Genomic DNA, 23,326 nt, shown 5'->3' on the forward strand with positions numbered 1-23,326 from the left:
GCTATCAAAAATGCGTAAATACGTTGTCACTTGTAATTTGGCTCCTTTCTAGAACAGCGAAAAGGGGAGAGATAGGTGGGCAAAAAGGGATGGTTTCTGATTATAGCTATGCTGCTCGTTTTGACGACAGCATGTAGCGGAGCGGACGGCGGCGGCAATTCGGGCACAAGTGCAGACGGGAAAGTAAAGTTACGTATCGCTTGGTGGGGATCGGATACGCGTCATGAATACACGCAGAAGGTCGTTGATTTGTATAAGCAGAAAAATCCTAATGTAACGATCGATGTGGAATATGCCTCTTTTGATGACTATTGGAAAAAGCTCGCCCCACAGGCTGCGGCTAATCAGTTACCGGATATCGTGCAAATGGACATTTCGTACATTAGCCAATATGCAAAAAATGGTCAACTGGAGGATCTCGCGCCTTACTTAAATCAAAAAATTCAGGTCGCTGACGTGAACGAAAATGTACTCAGTACCGGCGTAATAGCAGGAAAGCAATATGGTATTCCAACAGGTGTCAATGTTCTGGGTTTCCAGTATGATCCGGCGCTGCTCAAAAAAGCGGGCATAGACAAAATTCCTGACAACTGGACATGGGATCAATACAAAGAAATGGCTTTAAAGGCAGCTTCCAATAAAGTATACTTTGACAGCTCAATGGCTGCCGATATTTTCTTCCACTATTATTTGCGTACGCAAGGAAAGACTCTCTACAATGCGGAAGGGACAGGATTGGGGTATGACGATGATAAGCTGTTTGTTGACTTCTTCAGCGGATTGGCTGATCTGATTAAGAAGGGAGCGACCCCGCCTCCTGAAATTATGAACCAGACCAAGGGGATTCTTGAGGAATCCGATATCGTAAAAGGAACAGGCATCGGTATTTGGCAGTGGTCCAATCAGTATGTAGGTTTACAGCAGGTTGTTAACCGCCCCATGGCACTGGCACCAATGTTTGGGCCGAATATGGAAAAAGGCGTATACATGCAGCCTACGATGTACTGGACGGTTGCTTCCCGTTCACAGGTGAAGGATGAGGCCGCAAAGTTTATTGATTTCTGGATGAATGATGTGGAAGCGAATAAATTGATTAAAGGCGAACGTGGCGTACCGATTTCCTCCAAAATCAAGGAAGCTGTTGCGCCAGAGTTAAGCAAGCCTACGAAGCAGGTGTTTGAATTTGTAGCTTCCATGGAGCCGAAGGCTTCTCCAATGAGCCCGCCGCCGCCAGTCGGATCGCCGGAAGTGATTGCGACTCTGACCGATTATATTGAGCAGGTCAATTTTGGACAGATGACACCAGAAGACGCAGCGGCCAAATTCCGGGCTGATGCGAATACTATCCTTGCGAATAACAAGCAATAATGAGCGCAATGTGACCTTTAGGATATCTGACACTGTTTTAGCATAAGATCGATATGATCGAAGGAACGTTTCGTTAAGTTAACCGTGCGTAGTCCAAAGCATGATTGCGCACGGTTGATTGGACGAACCGACTGCATAAGCACCCTTTGCAGACATCACAATATTATTCACATAACAACGAATTATTAATATTATAAAGTTTTGCTAATTCTTTAGAATGCAACAGAAGGGAGGCTTGATGAGCTTGCGAAATCATCAGAGCTTGAAAGCCAATATGACCGGATATGCGTTTATCAGCCCGTTTATTGTGGGCTTTCTGGCGTTTACGTTAATTCCAATGTTTATTTCGCTGTATCTGTCCTTTACCACCTACAACCTGTTCACCCCGCCCAAATGGATTGGTCTGGGTAACTTCGAAAAAATGTTCACAGGCGACCCGAAATACTGGAATTCGATCAGGGTCACGTTTACGTATGTATTGGTCGGTGTACCGTTGCGACTGATTTTCGCGCTGTTTGTGGCTATGATTTTGAATACCAAGTCGCGTATGGTCGGCACCTATCGGACGATGTACTATCTACCGTCGATTATCGGGGGCAGTGTTGCGGTATCCATTATGTGGCGGAACATTTTCAGTAATAACGGCATAGTGAACAGCCTGCTTTCGACCTTAGGGGCGACTCCGGTGAAGTGGTTTGGTGACCCGGATGCTTCGCTTACGATGCTAATCACCTTGTCCGTATGGCAATTTGGCTCCTCCATGCTGATTTTTCTGGCAGGTTTGAAGAACATTCCTGTTGAATTGTACGAGGCGTCCAGTGTAGATGGCGCTAAGCCAGTACGAAAATTTTTCAGTATTACGCTACCGTTGCTTAGCCCCATTATTCTATTTAATCTGATTATGCAGACGATCAGTGCCTTTATGACCTTCGTCCCGGCTTATGTTATTTCTAAGGGCGAAGGAGGCCCGATGGATGGAACGATGCTGCATTCACTGTATCTGTTCCGACAGGCGTTTATGTTCAGCAACATGGGATATGCGGCAGCCATGGCTTGGGTCATGCTCATTATGATTGGGATACTGACAGCGATATTATTTATAACCTCCAGATACTGGGTATTTTATGAAACGGAAAAGGGGCGCTGATAACGATGGCATGGAAAACGGTCAAATGGCCAATTTATCACATACTGGTTGCTGCACTGGCGCTCCTGATGCTGTATCCCGTTTTTTGGATGCTGTTCAGCTCGTTTAAAGAAAGTCGGACGATATTCGTCACGGCATCCTCGCTTTTCCCTACAGAATGGATCTGGCAAAACTATGTAACAGGCTGGAAAGGAACGACTGGCTACAACTTTGGCACGTACATTCTGAACTCGCTCACGATCGTGGTGATTTCAACGATTGGAGCCGTGCTTTCCTCCTCATTGATCGCATTTGGCTTTGCGCGCTTGAAATTCAAAGGGCGTAACTTGTGGTTTGCTTTGATGATGGTGACGCTTATGCTACCAGGGGATGTGGTACTGGTACCGCAATATATTATTTTCACCAAGCTCGGTTGGATCAATACGATCTTACCGTTGGTGGTACCCTCCTTTTTCGGGATGCCGTTCTTCATCTTTCTGATGGTGCAGTTTATACGAACGATTCCAGGAGAGTTGGATGAAGCGGCGACGATTGATGGATGCGGCAAGTTCCGGCTGTATTTTAGAATTATTTTACCCTTACTCAAGTCGTCGTTGGCTACAGCGGCAATCTTCTCTTTCTACTGGAAGTGGGAGGATTTGCTAGGTCCGGTACTGTATCTGAATTCGCCGGAGAAATATACCGTATCTATTGCACTCAAGATGTTCCTCGACAGCGAGTCGGCTTCCAACTGGGGAGGAATGTTCGCGATGTCTATCCTAAGCCTGCTTCCAGTTATCGCTGTATTCTTCGCATTCCAGAAGCAAATTGTAGAAGGAATGAGTACAAGTGGTTTGAAGGGATAAGATTCAAAATCCATAGCGTGAGGATATGAGGCTTACGAGTGGAAATGGAAGGTATCCGGGTTTATACGATTGAATGGACGGGATTTGAGGGCGATGGCTGAGAGGTGAGTAAATTGTGGAAGTTTGATTTTGGTCCGGGGGAGCCTGCGGATGGTTACAAAGGAGTGCCACCGGATTGCTTATATACAACTGAACAGGGCCATGGCTTCGAGACTACGGAGCATGTGTACGGTCGAAAAAGGCAGAGTGCAGCCAAGGATGCACGCACGCGGCTGCGAAGCAGCTTTTGTATTCCACTGAACGCTGCATTTGTTGCAGATGTGCCGGACGGGATGTATCTCGTCACCGTACTGGTCGGCGATTCGCAGGCGGAAACGCTCACGCGATTCAAGGCTGGTGAAGGCAAGCACATGCTTCCCCCAGTACACACGCTGCCGGGCCAGTTTACCGAAGCACTGTTTGCGGTGCCAGTCCGGGGTGGCAAACTACGCCTCACCGTATCAGGCACCGCGCCACGGCTCAATGCGCTGGAGATTGCGCCAGCGCCACAGACCCTCCGGCTATTCCTAGCCGGAGATTCCACGGTTACGGATCAGGACGCATCCGGCTATCCGTATACAGGCTGGGGCCAGGCTTTGCCCGCCCTGTTCAAGCATGATGTCTGCGTGGATAATCATTCCGTATCGGGACGAAGCTCCAAAAGCTTCGTGGACGAAGGGCGGCTGGGTGTCATTTTGGGCGAAATAAAGGCAGGAGATTTCCTGTTCATCCAGTTCGGTCATAATGATCAGAAGCCTGATCCGGAGCGGGCTACAGAGCCTTTTACAACCTACAAGGAGTATCTTCGCCTCTACATCGACGGCGCAAGAGGCCATGGGGCAACCCCGGTACTGGTCACGCCCGTACATCGTCGCTATTTTAACGAGGATGGTACGCTATCTGACACACATGGTGACTATGTAACAGCGGTTCGTGAGCTGGCGGAAGAAGCAAATGCACCACTGATTGATTTGTCTGCCCGCACGCAGGAGTTATATGAGCAGTTGGGTCCCGAAGAGAGTAAAGAGCTTTTTATGTGGCTACTGCCTGGTGAATACCTGAACTTTTCCGGCGGCTTAGAGGATAACACACATTTTCATGAGAATGGCGCGGTTCGTATTGCAGACATGGTGGTGGATGCTGTGAGGGAATTGGATTTGCAACCGCTGCGCATGTATTTACGTTGAAGGACGACCTTTTCATGTACGGGCGTCAAGGAGGTAACTCATGTGAAACTTACCAAAGGGGGAGACGTGGAAATGCCTGCATTGATTTTTGATGAAGAACAAGTTAAGCAGGTGATCGACCGGGTCGTAGAACGCACATTTCAAATGCACTACAGCTGGGATTGGCCAGGTGGAGTCGCCTTTTACGGAGTATGCGAAGCGTATGAAGCGACAGGGAACGAAAAGTATTTGATCCAGCTGAAAGAATGGGTTGACGAAAGTATTGAGGATGGGCTTCCATCTCTCTCGGTGAACGGCGTTTCTGTCGGGCACTGTTTGTTGACGCTTTACCAGGCCACAGGTGAGCAAAAATACCTTGATATTGCCATCGAGATGGCAGAATTTTTGGCCAAAAAAGCGGAACGGTTTGCCGACGGCATTTTCCAGCATACGGTGAACTCACTTCATGATGTATTTCCGCAGCAAGCATGGGTGGATACGATGTTTATGGCCGGTTATTATTTGCTGCGTATCGGTCATCTGTTGGGCAACAAAGAGTATTGGGAGGATGGGGTTCGTCAATATCACGGGCATGAAGAATTTTTGCAGGACCCGGATACGAATCTGTATTATCACGGATGGGATCATGCGAATCAAAGCCGGATGTCAGGAATATATTGGGCGCGCGGCAATTCATGGGCAGCTCTCACGATGGCAAAAGCGCTGAAATTTGTGGAGGTGCAGCATCCATCTTATATGATCATCGATGGCTCGCTGCGTGACCAGCTCAATGCGCTGGTGCGACTGCAATCCCCGGAAGGGCTGTGGCATACGGTGCTGAATGATGATACCTCTTATCTGGAAACCTCGGGCTCGGCAGGAATCGCGACTGCCTTGCTTATGCAAGGGCGGTTGTTTAACAAATACACACAAAAGGCGATCGACGGTATTCTTTCCCGCATTAAGGACGACGGCACAGTAACGGGTGTATCCGCTGGAACCGCTATGATGAACGATATTGACGGCTATCGAAACGTCCCCTACAAACGCATTCAGGGCTGGGGTCAGGGATTGGCGCTTGCTTTTCTGGCTCAACTGTTGCGTACCAAGGAGAATCCATACGGCTAGAAGAAAGGGCATAGCGCCAAAAAGTAATTCGGGTAAAGGAGGCCGATAGCATGGGAGATACTGAACTTTTTCAGGAGCTTTCTCAGGAAAGGGCAGCTAATCAGCCACGAGGCAGCCTATTCTGGGTCATCCCCGATGGGTATATTCCACCGGAAAGCCGGGGAGAGCTGCTCAGTCATGAGAGTATATGCGTGCTGAATTGTGGGAGCCGTGTGGCAAATCTAAGTATAGACATCTATTTTGAAGACCGCGAGCCATTGGAGGGATTGATCGAGGTGGTGGAAGGAAGACGAACCCGTCATATCCGAACAGCCTCGTTGGAGAAATCCGGCGAACGGATTCCGACAGGCATTCCTTACGCAATTACGGTCACTAGCGATGTGCCCATCATCGTACAATATAGCAGATTGGACACGACACAGCCGGAATTGGCGTTAATGAGTGTCATGGCGTACCCTATTTAATCCGACGAAGACTAAGAAGTGAAAAAAAGAAATCTCTCGGCTGGAATTGCGCAGCTGGGAGATTTCTTTTTTTGCAGGCAATTTAGTATTTATTTTTAGCCTGTTTTTTCTGATTTTGCCGAAGTTGTTTTGATCGGCGTGAAGTTTTTTTGCCCTCCGAAATTGGTACCCAGCACGCCGATAATGATCATCACAGCCCCAACAATGTGATAGTAGGCGAGCTGCTCCTTCAAAATGTAAGCACCGGCAATCATGGAAATGAGGGTGGATAAATTACCGATCACACTCATTTTGGAGGCTTCGATCCACTTCAAGGCAAAGCTCGATAACAGCGAGGTGACGAGGGTAGACAGAATGCCTAGATAAACCAGTGCCATCCAGTAACCAGGCTTCACCAGTGGAGCGGTATAGGCGTTTATGGAGCCGTCTATGGCATGGTATCCTAGTGCCACCACGTTAAAAACGATACATCCCAAAATAGAGGTAACATAGGTCAATTCCATGGGGCTATACTTTTGTGTTAAGGGTCGTGCCAGCACATTATAACCGGATAGGCATATCGCAGAAAGCACGAGCAGAAGAATACCCCCATAGCTATTGGACGCTAGCGGTGCTCCGCTTTTCATTACAAATATAAAAACCACACCAAAGACAGAGAGCAGTAAGGAAATCTTTTGGACTACTGTTGTACGCTCTTTAATAAAATAAGAAGCTAACAGCAGCGTAAAGATGGGAACGGTTGCTTGAATAATTCCACCTTCCGATGAAGAAGTGCTCATCAGCCCGAAGGCTTGCAGTGGAAAATACACTAATGGCGAGAGCAGCGCCAGTGGTAAAATGCGCAGAATGTCACGCAATTTGATGTTGAGCTTAATCCAACCAAGCAGCACTGGAACGGTCAAAGCGATAAAAGACAGCGCAAAGCGGTGGGCGATAACATCCAGCGGGCTCGCCTCTGTGACCGTCAATTTTACAAATAAAAATGAAAATCCAAGTATAGCTGCATAGCTGAGAGCTGCCAGATAGGCGGCTCCATTTCTGGAACGACTGTGCATAATAAACCTCCGTAGTCATGACCTTAACCTGTTGTTCTCTCAATATACCCGGATGGCATAACATGATACAATCCATAAAATCTACAACTGTACGGGTACAGTTGTAAAATAAAAAAAGCCGGAACGAAGTCCCAGAGGTCGAATACCCTTCCCTAAGACTACTTCCAGCTCTTATCAAAATTCATATTCTATCACTTACTGCTGGGTTTACTTCCCTTGTGACATCGCCCGGAACGAATCGTCCGCTGCTTCCAGCGTAGCATCTACATCTTCGTCCGTATGCGCTGTTGTGAGGAACCAGGCTTCGTACTTGGATGGTGCCAGATGAATACCGCGATCCAGCATGTGACGGAAGAAGGATGCAAACGCTTCGCTATCCGTATCCTGCGCCTGCGCGTAGTTCGTGATCGGATGATCACAGAAATGCGTCGAGAACGCTCCACGAATACGGTTGATCGTCAATGGCACGCCATAGCGTTCGGCAGAGGACTGAATACCGTCCGTCAGCCTCACAGCCAGACGTTCCATCTCTTCATACACGCCTTCTCCTTGAAGGACTTCAAGGCAGGCGATGCCTGACGAGATGGACGCCGGGTTGCCTGCCATCGTACCCGCCTGATAAGCCGGGCCGAGTGGGGCAACCTGCTCCATGATCTGCTTGCTGCCACCGTAGGCACCAATTGGCAGACCACCACCCATGATTTTGCCCAGCGCGGTCAAATCTGGCTGAATCGCATCATGGTTGTCCAAACCTGCATACGTTTGGGTAGAGCCGAAGTGGAATCGGAATGCGGTAATGACCTCGTCATAAATGACGAGTGAGCCGTTCGCACGCGCCATGGAGCACAACCCTTCCAAATAACCGGGCTGCGGCATAACCATGCCGAAATTACCGACAATAGGCTCGACCATGACTGCCGCCACATCGTCGCTCCAGCGCTCCAAAGCTTGGCGCAACGCGTCGAGGTCATTGAATGGCACAGTAATGACCTCGCTCGCAATGTTGGTTGTAATGCCTGCACTGTCAGGTATGCCCAGTGTAGAAGGTCCAGAGCCAGCAGCTACAAGTACCAGATCCGAGTGACCATGGTAGCAGCCGGCAAATTTGATGATCTTGTTCCGCCCAGTATAAGCCCGTGCCACACGAATCGTCGTCATGACTGCTTCTGTGCCGGAATTCACAAACCGGACCTTGTCCATAGAAGGAATGGCTTCCTTCAGCATCTTGGCCAGTTTGATTTCCAATACCGTTGAGGTTCCGTATAATACGCCATTCGCGGCCGCTTCGCTGATCGCCTTGGTAATATGGGGGTGAGCATGTCCGGTAATAATAGGGCCGTAGGCCGCCAAATAATCGATATACCGATTATCATCCTCGTCCCAGAAATGAGCGCCTTGGGCGCGTTTCATGAATACTGGAGCACCGCCGCCCACAGCTTTAAAGGAACGTGAAGGGCTGTTAACGCCCCCGACAATATGCTCCAGGGCTTCTTTATATAGTGCTTCGGAGTTTTCCCGTTTCATCATCAAAAACTTCCTTTCCGTTCATTAAAATAGGGTATACACACGCCAAAGGGCAGCGTTCACGGCTGCCCCTGCATACATCATTATAGCTCTTTTTGACCTGTCTTTGTTGTTGATTGTTTGGAAGCATTCTCATCACTGGCTTTACTGCCCCCTGTAAAAGAAGCTTTATCCGTCTTGGTAGACGATGCACTGTCTGGCTGTTTTGTTTCGGTCTGATCCTTATTTTGTTCCTGTGTTTGTGTGGGTGGATTATTAAAAATATCCTGCACATACGTTTTCAGTTCTTCCGGATCGCGGACAGTAAGAACTGCCGCGCCGCCCACATTCTCTTCTCCGAGCATCTTCATCGGTGGAACCTGTTCACTGCCTGCAAAGTTGCTTTGGTACCCCACATTCGCCAGCTTCCACATATCGTTAACACTGAGATTTGTGTCGATGTACGGGTTAACCTGCTCTAAAATGTTCGGCAGGTTGGCGATGGAAGTCGTGGTCTGCATTTTCTGGGCTACGGCCTCCAAAAATGCGCGTTGCCGTCCTGATCGGGAGAAGTCGGACATCGCATCGTGGCGGAACCGCACATATTGAAGCGCCGTGTTGCCATCCAGATGCTGCATACCCTTTTTCAAATCAATGTCGTACTGATGTTTATCTGCATTACTTGTATAATGCATATCCTTTTCCACTTCAAAATCAATCCCGCCTACGGCATCCACCAGTTTGATAAAGCCCTGGAAATCCGTGTACACGTAATATTGCACCGGGATGCCCAACAGATCGCCAGCCGTCTTCATGGCTGTGTTAGGTCCGTGAGTAATGGCGGTATTAATTCGATTTTTTCCGTAACCGGGAATATCCACGTACGTATCACGCAAAATAGAGAACAGGTGGATTTTTTTCTTGACGGGGTCCAGTGACACGACCATCATGCTGTCTGATCGGGGGACTTCCCCTTTCTGGATACCGCGCCCATCGACACCCATTAGCAAAATATTGACCATATCGGTACCTTCCCACTTGGGCGGTTCTGGCGTACGAACCTGATCGACCTGCTTTACATTTTTGAAGGGGGAGTTAGCACCCTCTTTATGCAGATTATCCAGCTGATTATAAATAGATGTAAAATAGTACACGGCAAAGCCGATAATCGCGACGATAACCAGGGCTAGAACCGACCATATCGTCCTTTTGGTTCTGCTTGTCATGGATGCTCTCCCTTTCGCTTTTCAGTTCATTACATTATAATTTCTTTTTGGAGCACAATCAATTTAACTATGGATTTTACAAATCCTGATTGAGAGGTATAACATGCTGGCAATTGATGTGCAGGATCTGCGCAAAACATTTAAGGTTCAAAAAAATCGCGAGGGCCTAAAAGGCGCCTTCCTTGATTTATTCGCCCGCGAATACAACGAGGTGGCCGCGGTCAAAGATATCTCCTTCCGTATTCCACAAGGGGAAATATGCGGTTATATCGGTGAGAACGGCGCTGGAAAATCCACCACGATTAAGATGCTGACAGGTATTCTCGTGCCGACATCGGGACATCTCAAGGTGGGCGGTTATGTCCCCTATGAGGAGCGCGAGAAATTTGTAGGCAACATTGGTGTTGTTTTCGGTCAACGCAGCCAGCTTTGGTGGGACATCGGTGTGATCGAGTCTTTTCAGCTACTGCGGAAAGTATATCAGGTTCCGGCTACTGACTTCAAACGCAGGCTGGATGAGCTGGTGGAGAGGCTGCAATTGCAGGATCTGCTAAGCCGCCCGGTACGCAAGCTTAGTCTCGGGCAACGGATGCGCTGTGAGTTGGTAGCAGCTTTGCTGCACAATCCGTCTATTGTTTTTCTGGACGAGCCGACCATTGGGCTCGATATTATGGTAAAGTCCGAAATCCGCGAGTTTCTAAAGGACATGAACCGGGATTACGGTACGACTATTTTGCTGACAACCCATGATTTGCAGGATATTGAAGCGCTGTGCTCGCGCGTCATTATGCTGGATGATGGGAATATCATCTATGATGGTGGTCTTGAGGATCTGAAGGCGCGTTGGGGTACAGGTCGAGAAGTACGGTTCCAGTTCGGCACATCGACCCAATTGGAGCAATTACAGGCATGGACTGCTGATATGCCATTGGCTTGGACGGTGGATAATGATTTGGCTGCCAAGGTATGGATTCCTCTTCATATTAATGTATCGGATGTGCTCGCTTGCGTAGTCGGTCGCACGGACATTACGGATATCAAAATCATTGAAACCAACACGGATGATATCGTCCGCAGTATCTATCAGTCTGGCTCGGCTGAACGCCAGGGCAATCCGGTAGTGGAGGCCAAAGTTCATGCTTAGCGTATACACCGATTTTATTCGTATCCGATTTCTCACGATGCTGGCTTATCGTGTGAACTATTATTCAGGAATCCTTATTTATTGCATGAATATTGGCGTGTATTATTTCACATACAAAGCGATATATGGCGATGCGGGTAGCATTGGAGGCTTTACCGCTGCTCAGATGACGACGTATGTAGCCGTATCGTGGATGGCGAGAGCCTTTTATTTTAACAATCTGGATCGCGAGATATCGACGGATATTCGTGATGGAAGCATTGCAATTCAGATGATCCGACCTTATAACTATGTACTTGTTAAATTTATGCAAGGACTCGGCGAGGGAATGTTTCGTTTTCTGTTGTTTATGATTCCAGGTATGGCGATTGCGTTGCTGCTATTTCCGGTGAAACTTCCCACGGATCCGGTAGCCTGGGTTGGTTTTCTGGTCATGCTTTTTTTTAGCTTTATGATCAACACTCAGATTAATATTATTACGGGATTAACGGCCTTTTTTATCGAAAATAATGAGGGCATGATGCGTATGAAGCGCGTAGTTGTAGATCTGTTTTCCGGGTTGATTTTGCCAATCAGTTTGTTCCCAGGCTGGCTGGCGACAATCGCCCAATGGATGCCGTTTCAGGCGATTACCTATTTGCCGGGCTCTGTATTTACGGGACGTGTAAAAGGCGTTGGCATTTGGAATGTACTGGGTATCCAAATCATTTGGCTGGTCGTTCTGCTCGTGCCGATGATCATCATTTGGCGACTGGCGCGCAGACGTCTGTTCGTGCAGGGAGGGTAAGCCGATGATGTACTATTTGGGTCTCATTAGCGAATATTTAAAAAATTACATGAAGTCACGGCTCACCTATCGGGCCGACTTTTGGGTAGAAGTGATTTCAGATCTGCTGTTTCAGGCCACGAATCTTATTTTTATCCTGGTTATTTTTATGCACACAGACAGTTTGGGTGGCTGGAGTGAAAATGAAGTCGTGTTCGTTTATGGATTTTTCATGGTTCCTTACGGACTATTCAGCTGTTTCGTCAACCTTTGGAACTTTAGCGAGCGTTATATTGTAAAAGGTGAACTCGACCGGGTAATGACCCGTCCTGCGTATAATCTGTTCCAGATTTTCCTTGAAAATGTGGACCCGCCCGCACTGGTCGGCTCAGTGATCGGTCTGATTATTATGGGGATCAGCGGGGCACAGATGGACTTGGCTATGGAGTGGTGGTTCATACCGGCGCTGATCATTTTGAGCCTAAGTGCCGTGGCGATCTATACGGGGATATACACCATATTGACTTCCCTTTCGTTTTTTTCGGATGCGCCGACAGGAATTATTCCGCTCATGTACAATATTCAGGGCTACGGACGTTATCCAGTAACGATCTATAACCGAGCCATTCAGGTTGTGCTGACTTGGATACTACCGTTTGCTTTTGTTGGCGTATATCCAGCCTCCCTGTTCCTTCACCGAGAGGACATGCGCCATATGGCGCTCTTAACTCCTGTGATGGGAATTGTCTTTCTGACCTTGGGCTTACTGGCATGGAACTGGGGAATTCGCCGCTACAGAGGGGCAGGCTCATAGGTCAGGTTATATAAGAACCCCCACAAGATAGGAGATGATGAGATGTCCGCGGCATTTACCGTTATTGGACAAGCGGCACCGGATTTTGAATTGCCTGGGAGTGAAGGAAAGAGTGTCAAGCTGTCTGATTATCGAGGCAATAGGGTGTTGCTGTATTTCTATCCCAAGGATTTGACCTCTAGCTGCTCGACCCAGGCTTGTGATTTTCGGGATAAACATACGGAGTTTGAAGGCTTGAACACGGTGATTTTGGGGATAAGCCCAGATCCACTCAAGCAGCATGACAAGTTTATTGCAAAGTATGGACTCCCTTTTCAGTTGTTATCTGATGAAGAGCATCAGGTCGCTGAGACGTATGGTGTATGGCAGCAAAAACAGATGTACGGCAAACAGTACATGGGTATTGTTCGGTCTACGTTCCTTATTGATGAAAATGGAATTTTAGTTCATGAATGGCGTGGTTTAAGGGTGAAAGGGCATATTGATGCTGCGCTGGCATACATTCAGGATATGGCCTAAGTGAAGAACAAAAAAACCTTTTGGAATCGGATTATGCTTCTTTAAGCATCGGTTTCAAAAGGTTTTTGTTAATTTTTGGATATGTTCTGTCGATGCTTCCACCTTTGCTTGCAGAGATAAACACCCCATAAAACAAGCGGAATGATCAAGCCGTTTGTATAATGCCAGGTAGACATGGGATAAACAAGAGTTCTTACATAATAAAACACATTTGGGGTTATCAAAATGGTCATGCCAAACACAAGCGCTCCTACGGGGATGACAAAGGGGCGGATATTAGAAACTCGGAATAGCTGGGTTGTTCCGAAAGTAAACGCGTAAAAGAAAAGAACACCTTTGAAATAGGCAGCAAGTGCCCAGGTTAAAGCAACAAGCGATTCAACGCGTGTAATATAATTCAATTCATTAATTTTTGTCGTGAGTACAGAAGAAATGTATGGACTGTAATTGGTCACAAAGGGCCCAATCACAAGAAGGGAGAGCAGCAGAAACAGGCTAATCACGATTCCGCCTATAAGGGAAGCAAGCAACATGTCCTTTTTAAAATGGGCTTTTTTGTTTACATAAGGAAAAACCATGAGCATAATAGACATTTCGGCAAAAGGCATAGCCGTGCCTGGAACCATTCCTTTAGCAACAGGAGCTAACCCGTTTTCCAAAACAGGCCGTACATTAGAAAGCTGGATTTGTGGCAGGAGTCCAAGGATCAGACCAGAGAAGATTAATATATATGCTGGTAATAGCATCTCGCTAACACGACCGAAAGCTTCAATTCCCATTAGCGCAGTAAGCACCATTAGGGATATTCCCATAGCGAGCAGGACACGCAGAGGGGTTTGTACAAATAACTGATTATTCAGGAAATCGCCTACCTCTCTAGCAATAAGAGCGGTGTTCATTAAAAAATAAAACAAATACCAGCAGGAGACAATGGTTCCGAATACGGGCCCGAAAATTTTACGGATCGCTTCAATAAGTGTAAGGCCCGGGTAGAGTTCATGAACACGAAGGAGCACGTAAATAATAATTAAACCTAACGGTATGGACAGTATAGAGCTGATCCAGGCATCCTGATGAGCAATATGTGTAATCATAGTCGGATAAATTAAGAGCATATCCCCGATTAAACACATAAACATAAGGACAGTCACTTGCCGAACACTGATACGTTCTTTTTTTGACATTTGTGGCTGCCTCCCTTCTAAAAGCCAAATACATGTGACACAAAAGCGTTAACAGGGTTATAGATGATTTCAATCAGAACCAGCGGGCTTGGCGTAACCTCTGATTTGGCCGCAAGGACACTAAGCCATGTGCCTAATCCGAGCATAATGATGTACACGAACATATCCTTAAAGCGATGCTTTCGGTACAAGCCTGGCAAATCTTTGGCAGCAATGGCTAGAGCGATACAGATAATAATAGTGGTAATCAGCATGTCGATGCTCCTTCCTTTGAGGGTGAGGCTCAACTAGATCCCAGGCTATGATTGCCTTTCGATCTCAACTTGTATACGACAAACAGCAGTAAAGGCAGGATAACGGAATCCGTCAAATCCCAATAAATCCAAGCGTGGACGATCGTATCCAGATAATAAGTAATGTTGGGTGCCGAGACGATAATCAGACCAAATAGGATCATAAAGCTAGGGCCCAGAAAGGTCCGTACATTGTCTAATCGCAGTAGCTGAGTCATTCCTAAGGTAAAGGCATAGAAGTGTAAAATGGTTTTAACAAAGGTAGTGATAATCCAGGCTATGCTCATCATGGATTCAACTCTCTGTAAGAAATTCCCTATATTGATTTTTTTAGATAGTGTATAAGAGGTATACACACTATGTTCGGTTACAAAAGGGCCCAGAACCATGAGAGAAACCAAGAGTAGTACGCTTAACAGAACGCTAGCAGTAAGTCCGGCTAGCAAAACCGATTTTTTTAGACCCGGTTTTTTGCTCACATAGGGAAAAATCATGAGTAAAAAAGCTAATTCTCCGAATGGATAGGACAGTGCAAATAGGCTGCCTTCCATAATCTTGGGAATACCTTGCTCCAGCATAGGCTTAAGCTGCTGACTTTCACATTGGGGAAGCAAGCACAGGATTAAAAACAAAGTGAAAGCCAAGCATAATGGTAATAAGATTTGAGCCGTACGCGCAATAGGCTCCAATCCCATATACATCCCCCACATAAGCGCAAGAATTAAGAGTAAATTGATAACAGGCAGAGGCGTCATAACATAAGTCTGGCTGTTCATAAAATCCCCGACCTCTCTTAAATAAATCGCGGAATTCATCAATAAGTGGAACAAATACCATATCGAGATGAGGGCGCCTAGCCACGGACCCAGAATTCGCTGGCAGAGTTGAATAAAGGTGAGATCAGGATATAGCTGATGTACCCGCAGGAGTAGCAGTAATACAGCCAATCCTGCTGGGATACTTAGGAATGAGCTGATCCAGGCATCCTGCTTGGATATGCTTGTAATGAGGGAGGGATACACCAATACGCAGTCTCCGATAATACTCAAAAATACGAGTACGGCTATATTTCTGATGCTGATACGCCCTTTCTCCTCCACCCAGCTCACTCCTTCATTTGTTTTTGGAATGATTCAAACAAGGAACCAATTTTTTTAATCTTTGTCTGTGCCTTATATTCAATCTGTAAGTCCATAAATGGATTTTCTTTTTCTTCTTTTAGTCTTTTCCAAAGCTCGGGTTTGGACTGGTGAATCAGTTGACCAAAGCCGAAAATGTCTGACTTAAATTCATGTCGAACGGTCTCTACGGAATGTTTCATAATTTCAACAATTTTTTCATTGCTTGCGGCTTCAATTTCTTTAATATCGTCCATACTGTCTAGCTTCATATGCTGGCAGTTGACTTCTCGTACTGTGCTGTTGTTGGTAACGGATATGGAGATAACAGGTTCTCCATCACGAATGATTACTTTTTTTTGAGTGTCGCTACTCAAGGTTAATAGGGCAATGTTACCCCCACCCTGACAATCGGTGTGCCCCGTTGTAGACTCCACTTTATCACTGATGTAACTGAGCCCTTTACTGTCAAGGTCATTGATCCATCCCAGCAATCGGTCTTTTTTGAATACACCATTACCCGAAAACCGCAATATGGTTCCAGGCGATATGCTTTTGGTGGCATCCATACCTTTTTCATTGGACGACTCTATATCTCCCACAGCTTCCAATGCGGGCAGAGTGGACTGGATGTCGGGATTAACCAGATTGCTAAGAAGTTGATCCATGGTTACTTTGGTGGCAGGAGCCCAGGTTTTGGTTAAGGTATCTAACGAAGCAAATAATTTATTTGCCGGCAACTTTTCCAATGGGGTTGGGATCTTTAACATCGTAGAAGCCTTGTTATTCTTGGCTATCGCAATATAAAAGTCACTTCTTGTAAAAGGCTCTCGCATCATGGCTTCAATCGCATCAGCAATCCCTTTTCTCGCATACTCCTCACCTAAAATCAGCATACGAATATGAGATAAATAAATGGAGCGCGGACTTGTATTCGTCATTTTTTCAATGGCCTCTTGAATCGTGGGTGCAGTGGCCTGATAAGTAACGACTGGAGAGCCTGCACTTGGTGAAGATTTGGAAGCTACAGCAGAAGGAATGACCACCTGAGCGGTTACCTGATACTGGTCTCCTTCCATATCCACCCCGATCCCAATAGCGATGCCTAGCTCATTTAATTCCGTGCGATCCCAGCAACCACCTAACAGTAATGCAATCAGTCCCCAGACGAAGAACAAATGTATGGTCTGCTTCATCGTTGATCCCTTCTGGTTTTAGATTTATTGCCGATCCGTCTTTTTTTCGTTTTTTGGCGGATCGTATTTTGGGTAGAGATGGATTGAGGACGCTTCGTCATATGAGGCCAGGGTAAGCGAAACAGCGTATCTTTCATATCGCTTTCCACATAGGGACCGAACGGGCTCATGTAAGATACTCCAAAGGATCTCAGACTGGTCAAGTGTAGCAAAAGTACGATTAACCCCATCAATATTCCAAGAAGCCCAAAGGCTGCGGCTAGCATCATTAAGGCGAAGCGTATAATACGAACCGCTATCGACAGGCCGTTTTCTGGAATAACATAGCTGGAGATCGCTGTGATTGAGACAATAATGACCATAGCCGCCGAGACCACTCCTGCTTCTACAGCCGCTTGTCCAATGACCAGCGTGCCTACAATGGAGACAGCTTGTCCGACAGTCTTGGGAATACGCACCCCGGCTTCACGCAAAATTTCATAGGTGATTTCCATAAGCATCGCCTCGACAAAAGCCGGAAACGGTACGCCTTCCCTTTGTGCAGCGAGACTGACCAATAAGTTTGTAGGAATCATCTCTTGATGAAAGGTAGTTACCGCGATATAAACTGCCGGCGCAAGCAAAGCGATAAAAAAGGCAAAGAAACGCAGCAAACGCAGCAAAGTGCTGATGTCAGCACGCTGGTAATAATCCTCTGCCGACTGGAAAAATTGAACGAACAATGCGGGTATCAACAGTACAAAGGGGGTCCCGTCCACCAAGATAGCGATTCGGCCCTCCAACAGGCTGGCAGCGACCGAATCCGGGCGCTCGCTGCTATAAATGGTGGGAAATGGGGTGAAGGATTCATCCTGAATTTCCTCTTCGATGTAACCCCCTTCCAAAATTCCGTCAATATCAATTCGGTCCAAACGTTCTCTCAGTTCCTGAATAACCCCTTCGTCAGCAATTCCTTTGATATACATCACGGACACATTGGTATGAGTGACTTGACCGATCTGTCTTGTTTCCATCCACAGGCGCGGATCGCGGATTCGCCTACGAATTAGAGCGGTATTGGTACGTAAATTTTCGGTAAAAGCCTCCATTGGACCCCGTACGACACTTTGGGATTGGGGTTCGCTAACACTGCGATCCTCCCAACCGACCGCATCAATCCATATGCCCTTTGCGTATCCGTCCAGCAAAATGATAATACCGCCAGATAGCATCTGGTTGAATAAGGCATCCATTTCGTCCACACTACCTGAGTTACCTGCAATCAAAACTTGATTCTTCAAATAGTCGAATGGTTCTGCGCCCTCCGGTACATGATGTTCATTTACTCGCATCAATGAACGGAGAACGGAATCATGGAGCAATTGAGTGTTGATCAGACCATCAATATAAAATAGAGCTGCTGGCCATTTTTGCATCCATAATAGCTCTTTAATGATTACATCTCCGCTGTTTCCAAAGGAGCTTTCGATATGATTCACATTATCCTTCAAGTTAGAGGACACATGAGTAAGTGGACAACTTTTATTCTGATTTGGCATACGTAAAATCCTCCGATATTGGAGTTTGTTGGCTTAGTATGCTCTTAATATATGAATTTATGCCTTGCGATTATAGAGCGATTTTTATAAATTAGATATGTAACTAATTAGATTGATATATAATAAATGAATCCTAAGTATCGGAGTTGATTAAAATGGTAGATAGGCAATACAGGAAGTTATTTGCCGCAGGTATCATTAACGGAATAGGAGACCGATTCTGTCAGATCGCTTTGTTGGCTTTAATTTATCGGCTTACCGGTTCGGGATTCAGTGTGGGTATCATGCTGGGATTGCGGATGATTCCTTTTTTAGTCCTGTCACCTGCGGCGGGCGTGCTTATTACCCGTATATCCCGGCAAGTGCTTATGATGACTACGGATCTTTTCAGAGGCTTGGCAGCCCTTGTCTTTTTAAGTATTCATAGTCCTGAGGACATATGGATCATTTATGGAGTCAGTACCCTGCTAGCCTGCGGAGAAGCTTTGTATGCTCCTGCTCGTAAATCGTCCATTCCGCTGCTTGTTCATCCCTCCGAATTATTGAAGGTGAACAGTCTTGAGCAGGTGATGAGCGGGCTGGTGCTGGTTGTTGGTGCTGCTGCCGGAGGCATCATATCTGCTCTCTTTGGACCACAAGCTGCATTTATATTGAACGCAGCAAGTTTTTTTGCCGCAGCTATGATCGATCGCAATATTGCATTTCCACCTGTCATGAAGGAGAAAATAAGCAGGGAGGATTCCTATGTTAAAACACATCAAACTCCTTCGCTGTTAGATTCAAACCGGAGCAGATCACGAATGTTGGACTGTATCCTTTCATCTGTTCCTCTCCAGGTTGTTATTGCATTTGAGTTGCTGGTTCCTATGCTCAATGGCATTGATAATGTTCTGATTAGTGTATATGCAGTGCAGGAATTCAGGCTGGGCGATGCCGGGATCGGATTGTTTTACGCCGCTTTGGGCGCGGGTCTGGTTGCCAGCTATGCAATAGGACATTTATTCAGTGGTTCTTTGTTGAAGGGAGGACTGGTATGCCTTTTGTTGGAGGGAATTTTACTTATGGGATTAAGCGGTATTTATCACGCATGGGCGGCGGTTGCTATTTACTTCTTAATTTCGTTGGCTGGCGGGGTAGGGGCCATTTGTCTGGATACATTATTAATGCGGGAGACCCCATTGTATTTACAGGGTCCATTGTTGGGCATGCTGACGGCGTGGAGCCAAGGTATCATCGGACTGTCTATGTTTGGAGCAGGGGTGGCGATTGAAATGATGGAGCCGCGTATGCTGGGTTTGGCTGGAGGTGCGGGGTTTATTGTGATATCTATCGTGATTTTGATGTATTATGCAAGGACTCGTAGCCGCAAGGCAGCATGAGTGTGATTACTTCGTGTCATCCTTGTTGCTGGTTTTCACCGATTTTTCGGATTTGCGTAGCGAGCTAAATAGGAAGCTTCTCCACCGGTAAATCATATACAGCAGGATTATGAACCCAACGACTCCCGCAATTCGCAGTGCATACAGCTCTACCAAATGGAAAATGGCATCCCATTGGGGACCAAACAGCTTGCCGATGCTTAGAAAGAGGATGACCCAGAATAAAGCACCGCTGTAAGCATACAAGACAAATTTACGGAAAGAAAGAGCAATAATTCCGGCAAAATAACCGGTAAAATGCCTGACACCGGGGATGAAATATCCAAGGAAAATAAGCCAGTATCCATATCGTTGAAACCATTTTTGTGTTTTCTGAAGCTTGTCCGGCGATAACAAAACCCATTTACCATATTTCTGAATAAAGGGGAGTCCAGCCCACTTTCCGATAAAGTAGGTAATAGTCATACCGAGGGTTGTGCCCAAAAAAGCTAGGAGCACCAGTTTACTGAAATCCAGGGTACCGGCATAGGAAAGATATCCCGCGTATGCCATTGTGGTTTCCCCGGGAAATGGTAAAGCAATAAACTCAAGCAGCAAGCCGAAAAAAAGGACGCCGTAGCCGTATTCTTCGAACAATTGCGCGATCCACTTCAGCACATCCATCGTTTACACTCCTACGAACAAATTGAGTATTTTAGAATCAATTCATTTTAACAATCTTTTTATGCCCGCTCAACTCCGGTTGATTTCTTGACGTCTTGTTTTATCGTTGCGTATAATGAAACGAACAATTGAGGGAGGCACGGTAATGAATAAGCCTAATGAAATCGTTGTAGTTCTCGACTTTGGAGGACAATACAACCAGTTAATCGCAAGAAGAATTCGGGATCTCGGCGTATATAGCGAGCTCCTTCCATACAATACGCCTGCGGAGAAGCTGAGAGAGCTGGCTCCAAAAGGGATTGTTTTCTCAGGCGGACCTTCCAGCGTATATACAGACAATGCTCCTCAGGTGGATCGGGCAATTTACGACCTGGGCATTCCTATCTTTGGTATTTGTTATGGCATGCAGCTGATGGCTCACCAACTGGATGGTAAGGTAGAACGTGCGGGCAAGCGTGAGTATGGCAAAGCAGACGTGCAATTCAATCAGGATGCCCGCTTGGCTAAAGGACTGGATTCTCGCCAAACCGTATGGATGAGCCATGGGGATCACGTAACAGATCTGCCAACCGGCTTTACACTGGATGCAGGAACAGAGAGTGCGCCGATTGCCGCGATGAGTAACCTGGAGCGGAATTTGTATGCGGTGCAATTCCATCCAGAGGTACGTCATTCCGTTCAAGGTAACGAGATGATCAGCAACTTCCTGTATGAAGTGTGCGGTTGTGAAGGCAACTGGACCATGGAGTCGTTCATTGAAGATCAGATTCGCGAGATTCGTCAACAGGTAGGCGACAAAAAAGTATTGTGTGCTTTAAGTGGTGGCGTGGATTCTTCCGTTGTAGCGATGCTTATTCACAAAGCGATCGGTGACCAACTGACGTGTATGTTCATAGACCATGGATTGCTGCGCAAAGGTGAAGCCGAAAGTGTAATGGAGACGTTCGTTGGTAAATTTGATATGAAAGTTGTCAAAATTGACGCACGTGAGCGCTTCTTGTCCAAGCTAGCAGGAGTCGATGATCCGGAACAAAAACGTAAAATTATCGGTAACGAGTTTATCTATGTGTTCGAGGAAGAATCTTCTCAATTCGACGATTTTACTTTCCTGGCACAAGGTACGCTGTATACGGATATTGTAGAGAGCGGAACTGCAACGGCACAGACCATTAAATCCCATCATAATGTGGGTGGTTTGCCGGAGAACATGAAGTTCAAGCTGATCGAACCGTTGAATGCCCTGTTCAAGGACGAAGTGCGTAAAGTCGGCGAAGAATGTGGACTGCCAGCTGAGATTGTATGGCGTCAACCATTCCCAGGTCCGGGTCTTGCCATTCGTGTGCTGGGTGAAGTGACAGAGGACAAGCTAACGATTGTTCGTGAGTCGGATTACATTTTGCGCGAGGAGATTGCTAAAGCCGGTCTGGACCGGGAAATCTGGCAATACTTCACCGCTTTGCCGAATATGAAGAGTGTTGGCGTTATGGGCGATGCTCGTACGTATTCTTACACTGTAGGTATTCGTGCAGTAACCTCCATCGACGGTATGACTGCTGACTGGGCGCGTATTCCTTGGGATGTGCTGGAGAAAATCTCCGTTCGTATCGTAAACGAAGTGGATAACGTGAATCGTATCGTGTACGATATTACTTCCAAACCACCAGCAACGATTGAGTGGGAATAAACGCGGGAACTCCCGCCCTGTAACTACGAACCTTTAAGATTTACCAATACAACATCAAGACTCCTCCGTATCGGCGAAGTATCGCTATGCGGTTGGAGTCTTTTTTACGGGGGCAAGCAAGGACGGGATATGAAGTCATTTGTTGTTGCAAAACGGAATATGAAGTTGAAAAAAGGAGATATTATTCAATGGTAATGTATCTCCTTTTTTATATGGTTTTATTAGATTCAAGCTATAAATAGCTTAAATCAAGTATGAAATTAAACGTTCACCTCTTTTTCATGTCATGCTCTAATGGTGTCATGTTTTGATACTAATATATTTTATAATGTACCTAGATTAAAGTGTTACATATCTCGTTTCATTAAACGTTGTTCTAAGGAGAATAAAGAGATGAAAAAATTATTTCTATCGTCCTCATTTAAGGATGTTGCACCATGCTTAGTCCATTTCGCTGGTGAAAACTTAGAAGGAAAAAAAGTCACCTTCATCCCAACCGCGAGTATTCCAGAGAAAGTTAAGTTTTATGTGAATTCAGGGAAAAAAGCATTAGAGAATTTAGGATTAGTCGTGGATGAAATCGAAATCAGCACAGCACCATTGAATGAAATAGAGAGTAAAATTAGAGGAAATGACTATATTTATATTACCGGAGGCAACACATTTTATTTACTTCAAGAGTTAAAAAGAACCGGGGCTGACAAAATCATTGCTGATGAAGTTAATGCAGGGAAGTTATACATAGGTGAATCGGCAGGTTCGATGATTTTATCACCGAATATCGAATATGCCCGACTTATGGACAATGTGCAGGAAGCGCCTGTTTTGGATTCCTTTGTTGCGCTCGGGATCATTGAATTCTACCCAGTCCCCCACCATACGAACATCCCGTTTAAAAAAGCGGTGGAGAGCATCATTGAGGAATATGGCAGCCAATTAAATTTATATCCAATCAGCAACGCGGAAGTTATTTTGGTTGAAGGTGACAGGATAAAAGTTGAGAACACATGACTTCATTAAAAAAAGGCAATTTTTCTGGAGGGAAGTCCACTGCATTACCACCATCGAGTGGGGTAGGATTTTAAAC

Annotated in this window: 22 protein-coding genes; 13 read left to right on the top strand and 9 right to left on the bottom strand. The window is 46.2% G+C overall.

The genetic code is table 11. From position 1 onward, the window contains the following. Positions 1 to 75: 75 nt before the first annotated feature. The 6 genes from G9G53_RS24345 (at position 76) to G9G53_RS24370 (ending at position 6,157) form a co-directional block, all read left to right on the top strand. A complete protein-coding gene (locus tag G9G53_RS24345; protein WP_165150765.1) occupies positions 76 to 1,368 on the top strand; it encodes an ABC transporter substrate-binding protein in 1,293 nt (430 codons plus the stop codon). A gap of 238 nt (positions 1,369 to 1,606) precedes the next feature. Then, a complete protein-coding gene (locus G9G53_RS24350; protein WP_023987015.1) occupies positions 1,607 to 2,515 on the top strand; it encodes a carbohydrate ABC transporter permease in 909 nt (302 codons plus the stop codon). A gap of 5 nt (positions 2,516 to 2,520) precedes the next feature. Continuing rightward, positions 2,521 to 3,360, top strand: a complete 840-nt coding sequence (locus G9G53_RS24355; RefSeq protein ID WP_013308762.1) for a carbohydrate ABC transporter permease — start codon at positions 2,521 to 2,523, stop codon at positions 3,358 to 3,360. A gap of 113 nt (positions 3,361 to 3,473) precedes the next feature. Next, complete coding sequence (locus G9G53_RS24360; protein ID WP_165150803.1) at positions 3,474 to 4,586, top strand: rhamnogalacturonan acetylesterase; 1,113 nt, start codon at positions 3,474 to 3,476, stop codon at positions 4,584 to 4,586. A gap of 72 nt (positions 4,587 to 4,658) precedes the next feature. After that, entirely contained in the window at positions 4,659 to 5,693 is a 1,035-nt protein-coding gene (locus tag G9G53_RS24365) for a glycoside hydrolase family 88/105 protein (RefSeq protein WP_165150804.1), read from the top strand. Positions 5,694 to 5,743: 50 nt separating this feature from the next. Next, positions 5,744 to 6,157, top strand: a complete 414-nt coding sequence (locus tag G9G53_RS24370) for a sensory rhodopsin transducer (protein WP_165150767.1) — start codon at positions 5,744 to 5,746, stop codon at positions 6,155 to 6,157. A 95-nt stretch (positions 6,158 to 6,252) separates the two neighbouring features. Here G9G53_RS24370 and G9G53_RS24375 read toward each other — a convergent pair whose 3' ends face one another. The 3 genes from G9G53_RS24375 to G9G53_RS24385 all read right to left on the bottom strand — a co-directional run bounded on the left by G9G53_RS24375 (position 6,253) and on the right by G9G53_RS24385 (position 9,941). Next, on the bottom strand, positions 6,253 to 7,212 hold the full coding sequence (locus G9G53_RS24375; RefSeq protein ID WP_165150769.1) for a DMT family transporter: 960 nt from the start codon (positions 7,210 to 7,212) through the stop codon (positions 6,253 to 6,255). A 207-nt stretch (positions 7,213 to 7,419) separates the two neighbouring features. After that, complete coding sequence (locus G9G53_RS24380) at positions 7,420 to 8,736, bottom strand: glutamate-1-semialdehyde 2,1-aminomutase (protein WP_274386683.1); 1,317 nt, start codon at positions 8,734 to 8,736, stop codon at positions 7,420 to 7,422. 83 nt (positions 8,737 to 8,819) lie between these two features. Next, complete coding sequence (locus G9G53_RS24385) at positions 8,820 to 9,941, bottom strand: LCP family protein (protein WP_165150773.1); 1,122 nt, start codon at positions 9,939 to 9,941, stop codon at positions 8,820 to 8,822. A gap of 103 nt (positions 9,942 to 10,044) precedes the next feature. Between G9G53_RS24385 and G9G53_RS24390 the strand changes: the two genes are divergently transcribed. From G9G53_RS24390 to bcp, 4 genes are read left to right on the top strand one after another with little or no spacing between them, the layout of a single operon-like run. Beyond that, positions 10,045 to 11,085 carry an ABC transporter ATP-binding protein gene (locus G9G53_RS24390; RefSeq protein WP_165150775.1) on the top strand — a complete coding sequence of 347 codons (1,041 nt, stop codon included), beginning with the start codon at positions 10,045 to 10,047 and terminating at the stop codon, positions 11,083 to 11,085. Then, entirely contained in the window at positions 11,078 to 11,872 is a 795-nt protein-coding gene (locus G9G53_RS24395; RefSeq protein WP_025718034.1) for an ABC transporter permease, read from the top strand. Before G9G53_RS24390 ends, G9G53_RS24395 begins: the two co-directional genes overlap by 8 nt. 4 nt (positions 11,873 to 11,876) lie before the next feature. Further along, the gene (locus G9G53_RS24400; RefSeq protein WP_025718032.1) at positions 11,877 to 12,665 is read left to right on the top strand and encodes an ABC transporter permease; all 789 of its coding nucleotides are present in this window, start codon (positions 11,877 to 11,879) and stop codon (positions 12,663 to 12,665) included. Positions 12,666 to 12,707: 42 nt separating this feature from the next. Beyond that, complete coding sequence (gene bcp / locus G9G53_RS24405; RefSeq protein WP_165150777.1) at positions 12,708 to 13,184, top strand: thioredoxin-dependent thiol peroxidase; 477 nt, start codon at positions 12,708 to 12,710, stop codon at positions 13,182 to 13,184. Between the two features lie 68 nt (positions 13,185 to 13,252). Here the strand turns inward: bcp and G9G53_RS24410 are convergent, their stop codons facing one another. Genes G9G53_RS24410 through G9G53_RS24430 form a run of 5 tightly spaced genes read right to left on the bottom strand, consistent with a single transcriptional unit; the run spans position 13,253 to position 18,513 of the window. Beyond that, entirely contained in the window at positions 13,253 to 14,368 is a 1,116-nt protein-coding gene (locus G9G53_RS24410; RefSeq protein WP_165150779.1) for a GerAB/ArcD/ProY family transporter, read from the bottom strand. Between the two features lie 17 nt (positions 14,369 to 14,385). Further along, complete coding sequence (locus tag G9G53_RS24415; protein ID WP_025718028.1) at positions 14,386 to 14,622, bottom strand: hypothetical protein; 237 nt, start codon at positions 14,620 to 14,622, stop codon at positions 14,386 to 14,388. A gap of 29 nt (positions 14,623 to 14,651) precedes the next feature. Then, complete coding sequence (locus G9G53_RS24420; protein ID WP_165150781.1) at positions 14,652 to 15,761, bottom strand: GerAB/ArcD/ProY family transporter; 1,110 nt, start codon at positions 15,759 to 15,761, stop codon at positions 14,652 to 14,654. Between the two features lie 5 nt (positions 15,762 to 15,766). After that, entirely contained in the window at positions 15,767 to 16,975 is a 1,209-nt protein-coding gene (locus G9G53_RS24425) for a Ger(x)C family spore germination protein (RefSeq protein ID WP_165150783.1), read from the bottom strand. Further along, entirely contained in the window at positions 16,972 to 18,513 is a 1,542-nt protein-coding gene (locus G9G53_RS24430; protein ID WP_165150785.1) for a spore germination protein, read from the bottom strand. The genes G9G53_RS24425 and G9G53_RS24430 overlap by 4 nt, the downstream gene beginning before the upstream one ends. Positions 18,514 to 18,668: 155 nt before the next feature. Here G9G53_RS24430 and G9G53_RS24435 point away from each other — a divergent pair, with 155 nt between their 5' ends. Next, the gene (locus G9G53_RS24435) at positions 18,669 to 19,892 is read left to right on the top strand and encodes an MFS transporter (protein WP_165150787.1); all 1,224 of its coding nucleotides are present in this window, start codon (positions 18,669 to 18,671) and stop codon (positions 19,890 to 19,892) included. A gap of 6 nt (positions 19,893 to 19,898) precedes the next feature. On the opposite strand, the gene G9G53_RS24440 is transcribed toward G9G53_RS24435, so the two are convergent. Next, a complete protein-coding gene (locus G9G53_RS24440) occupies positions 19,899 to 20,555 on the bottom strand; it encodes a DedA family protein (RefSeq protein WP_165150789.1) in 657 nt (218 codons plus the stop codon). Positions 20,556 to 20,700: 145 nt separating this feature from the next. On the opposite strand from G9G53_RS24440, the gene guaA reads away from it, so the two are divergent. Together guaA and G9G53_RS24450 are read left to right on the top strand one after the other, a co-directional pair. Further along, on the top strand, positions 20,701 to 22,239 hold the full coding sequence (gene guaA, locus G9G53_RS24445; RefSeq protein WP_013308777.1) for a glutamine-hydrolyzing GMP synthase: 1,539 nt from the start codon (positions 20,701 to 20,703) through the stop codon (positions 22,237 to 22,239). A gap of 393 nt (positions 22,240 to 22,632) precedes the next feature. Further along, a complete protein-coding gene (locus G9G53_RS24450) occupies positions 22,633 to 23,250 on the top strand; it encodes a peptidase E (RefSeq protein WP_165150791.1) in 618 nt (205 codons plus the stop codon). The last annotated feature ends 76 nt before the right edge of the window (positions 23,251 to 23,326 follow it).

Origin of the sequence: Paenibacillus sp. EKM206P, assembly GCF_011066155.1 — a bacterium.
GTDB classification, from domain to species: Bacteria; Bacillota; Bacilli; order Paenibacillales; family Paenibacillaceae; genus Paenibacillus; species Paenibacillus polymyxa_D.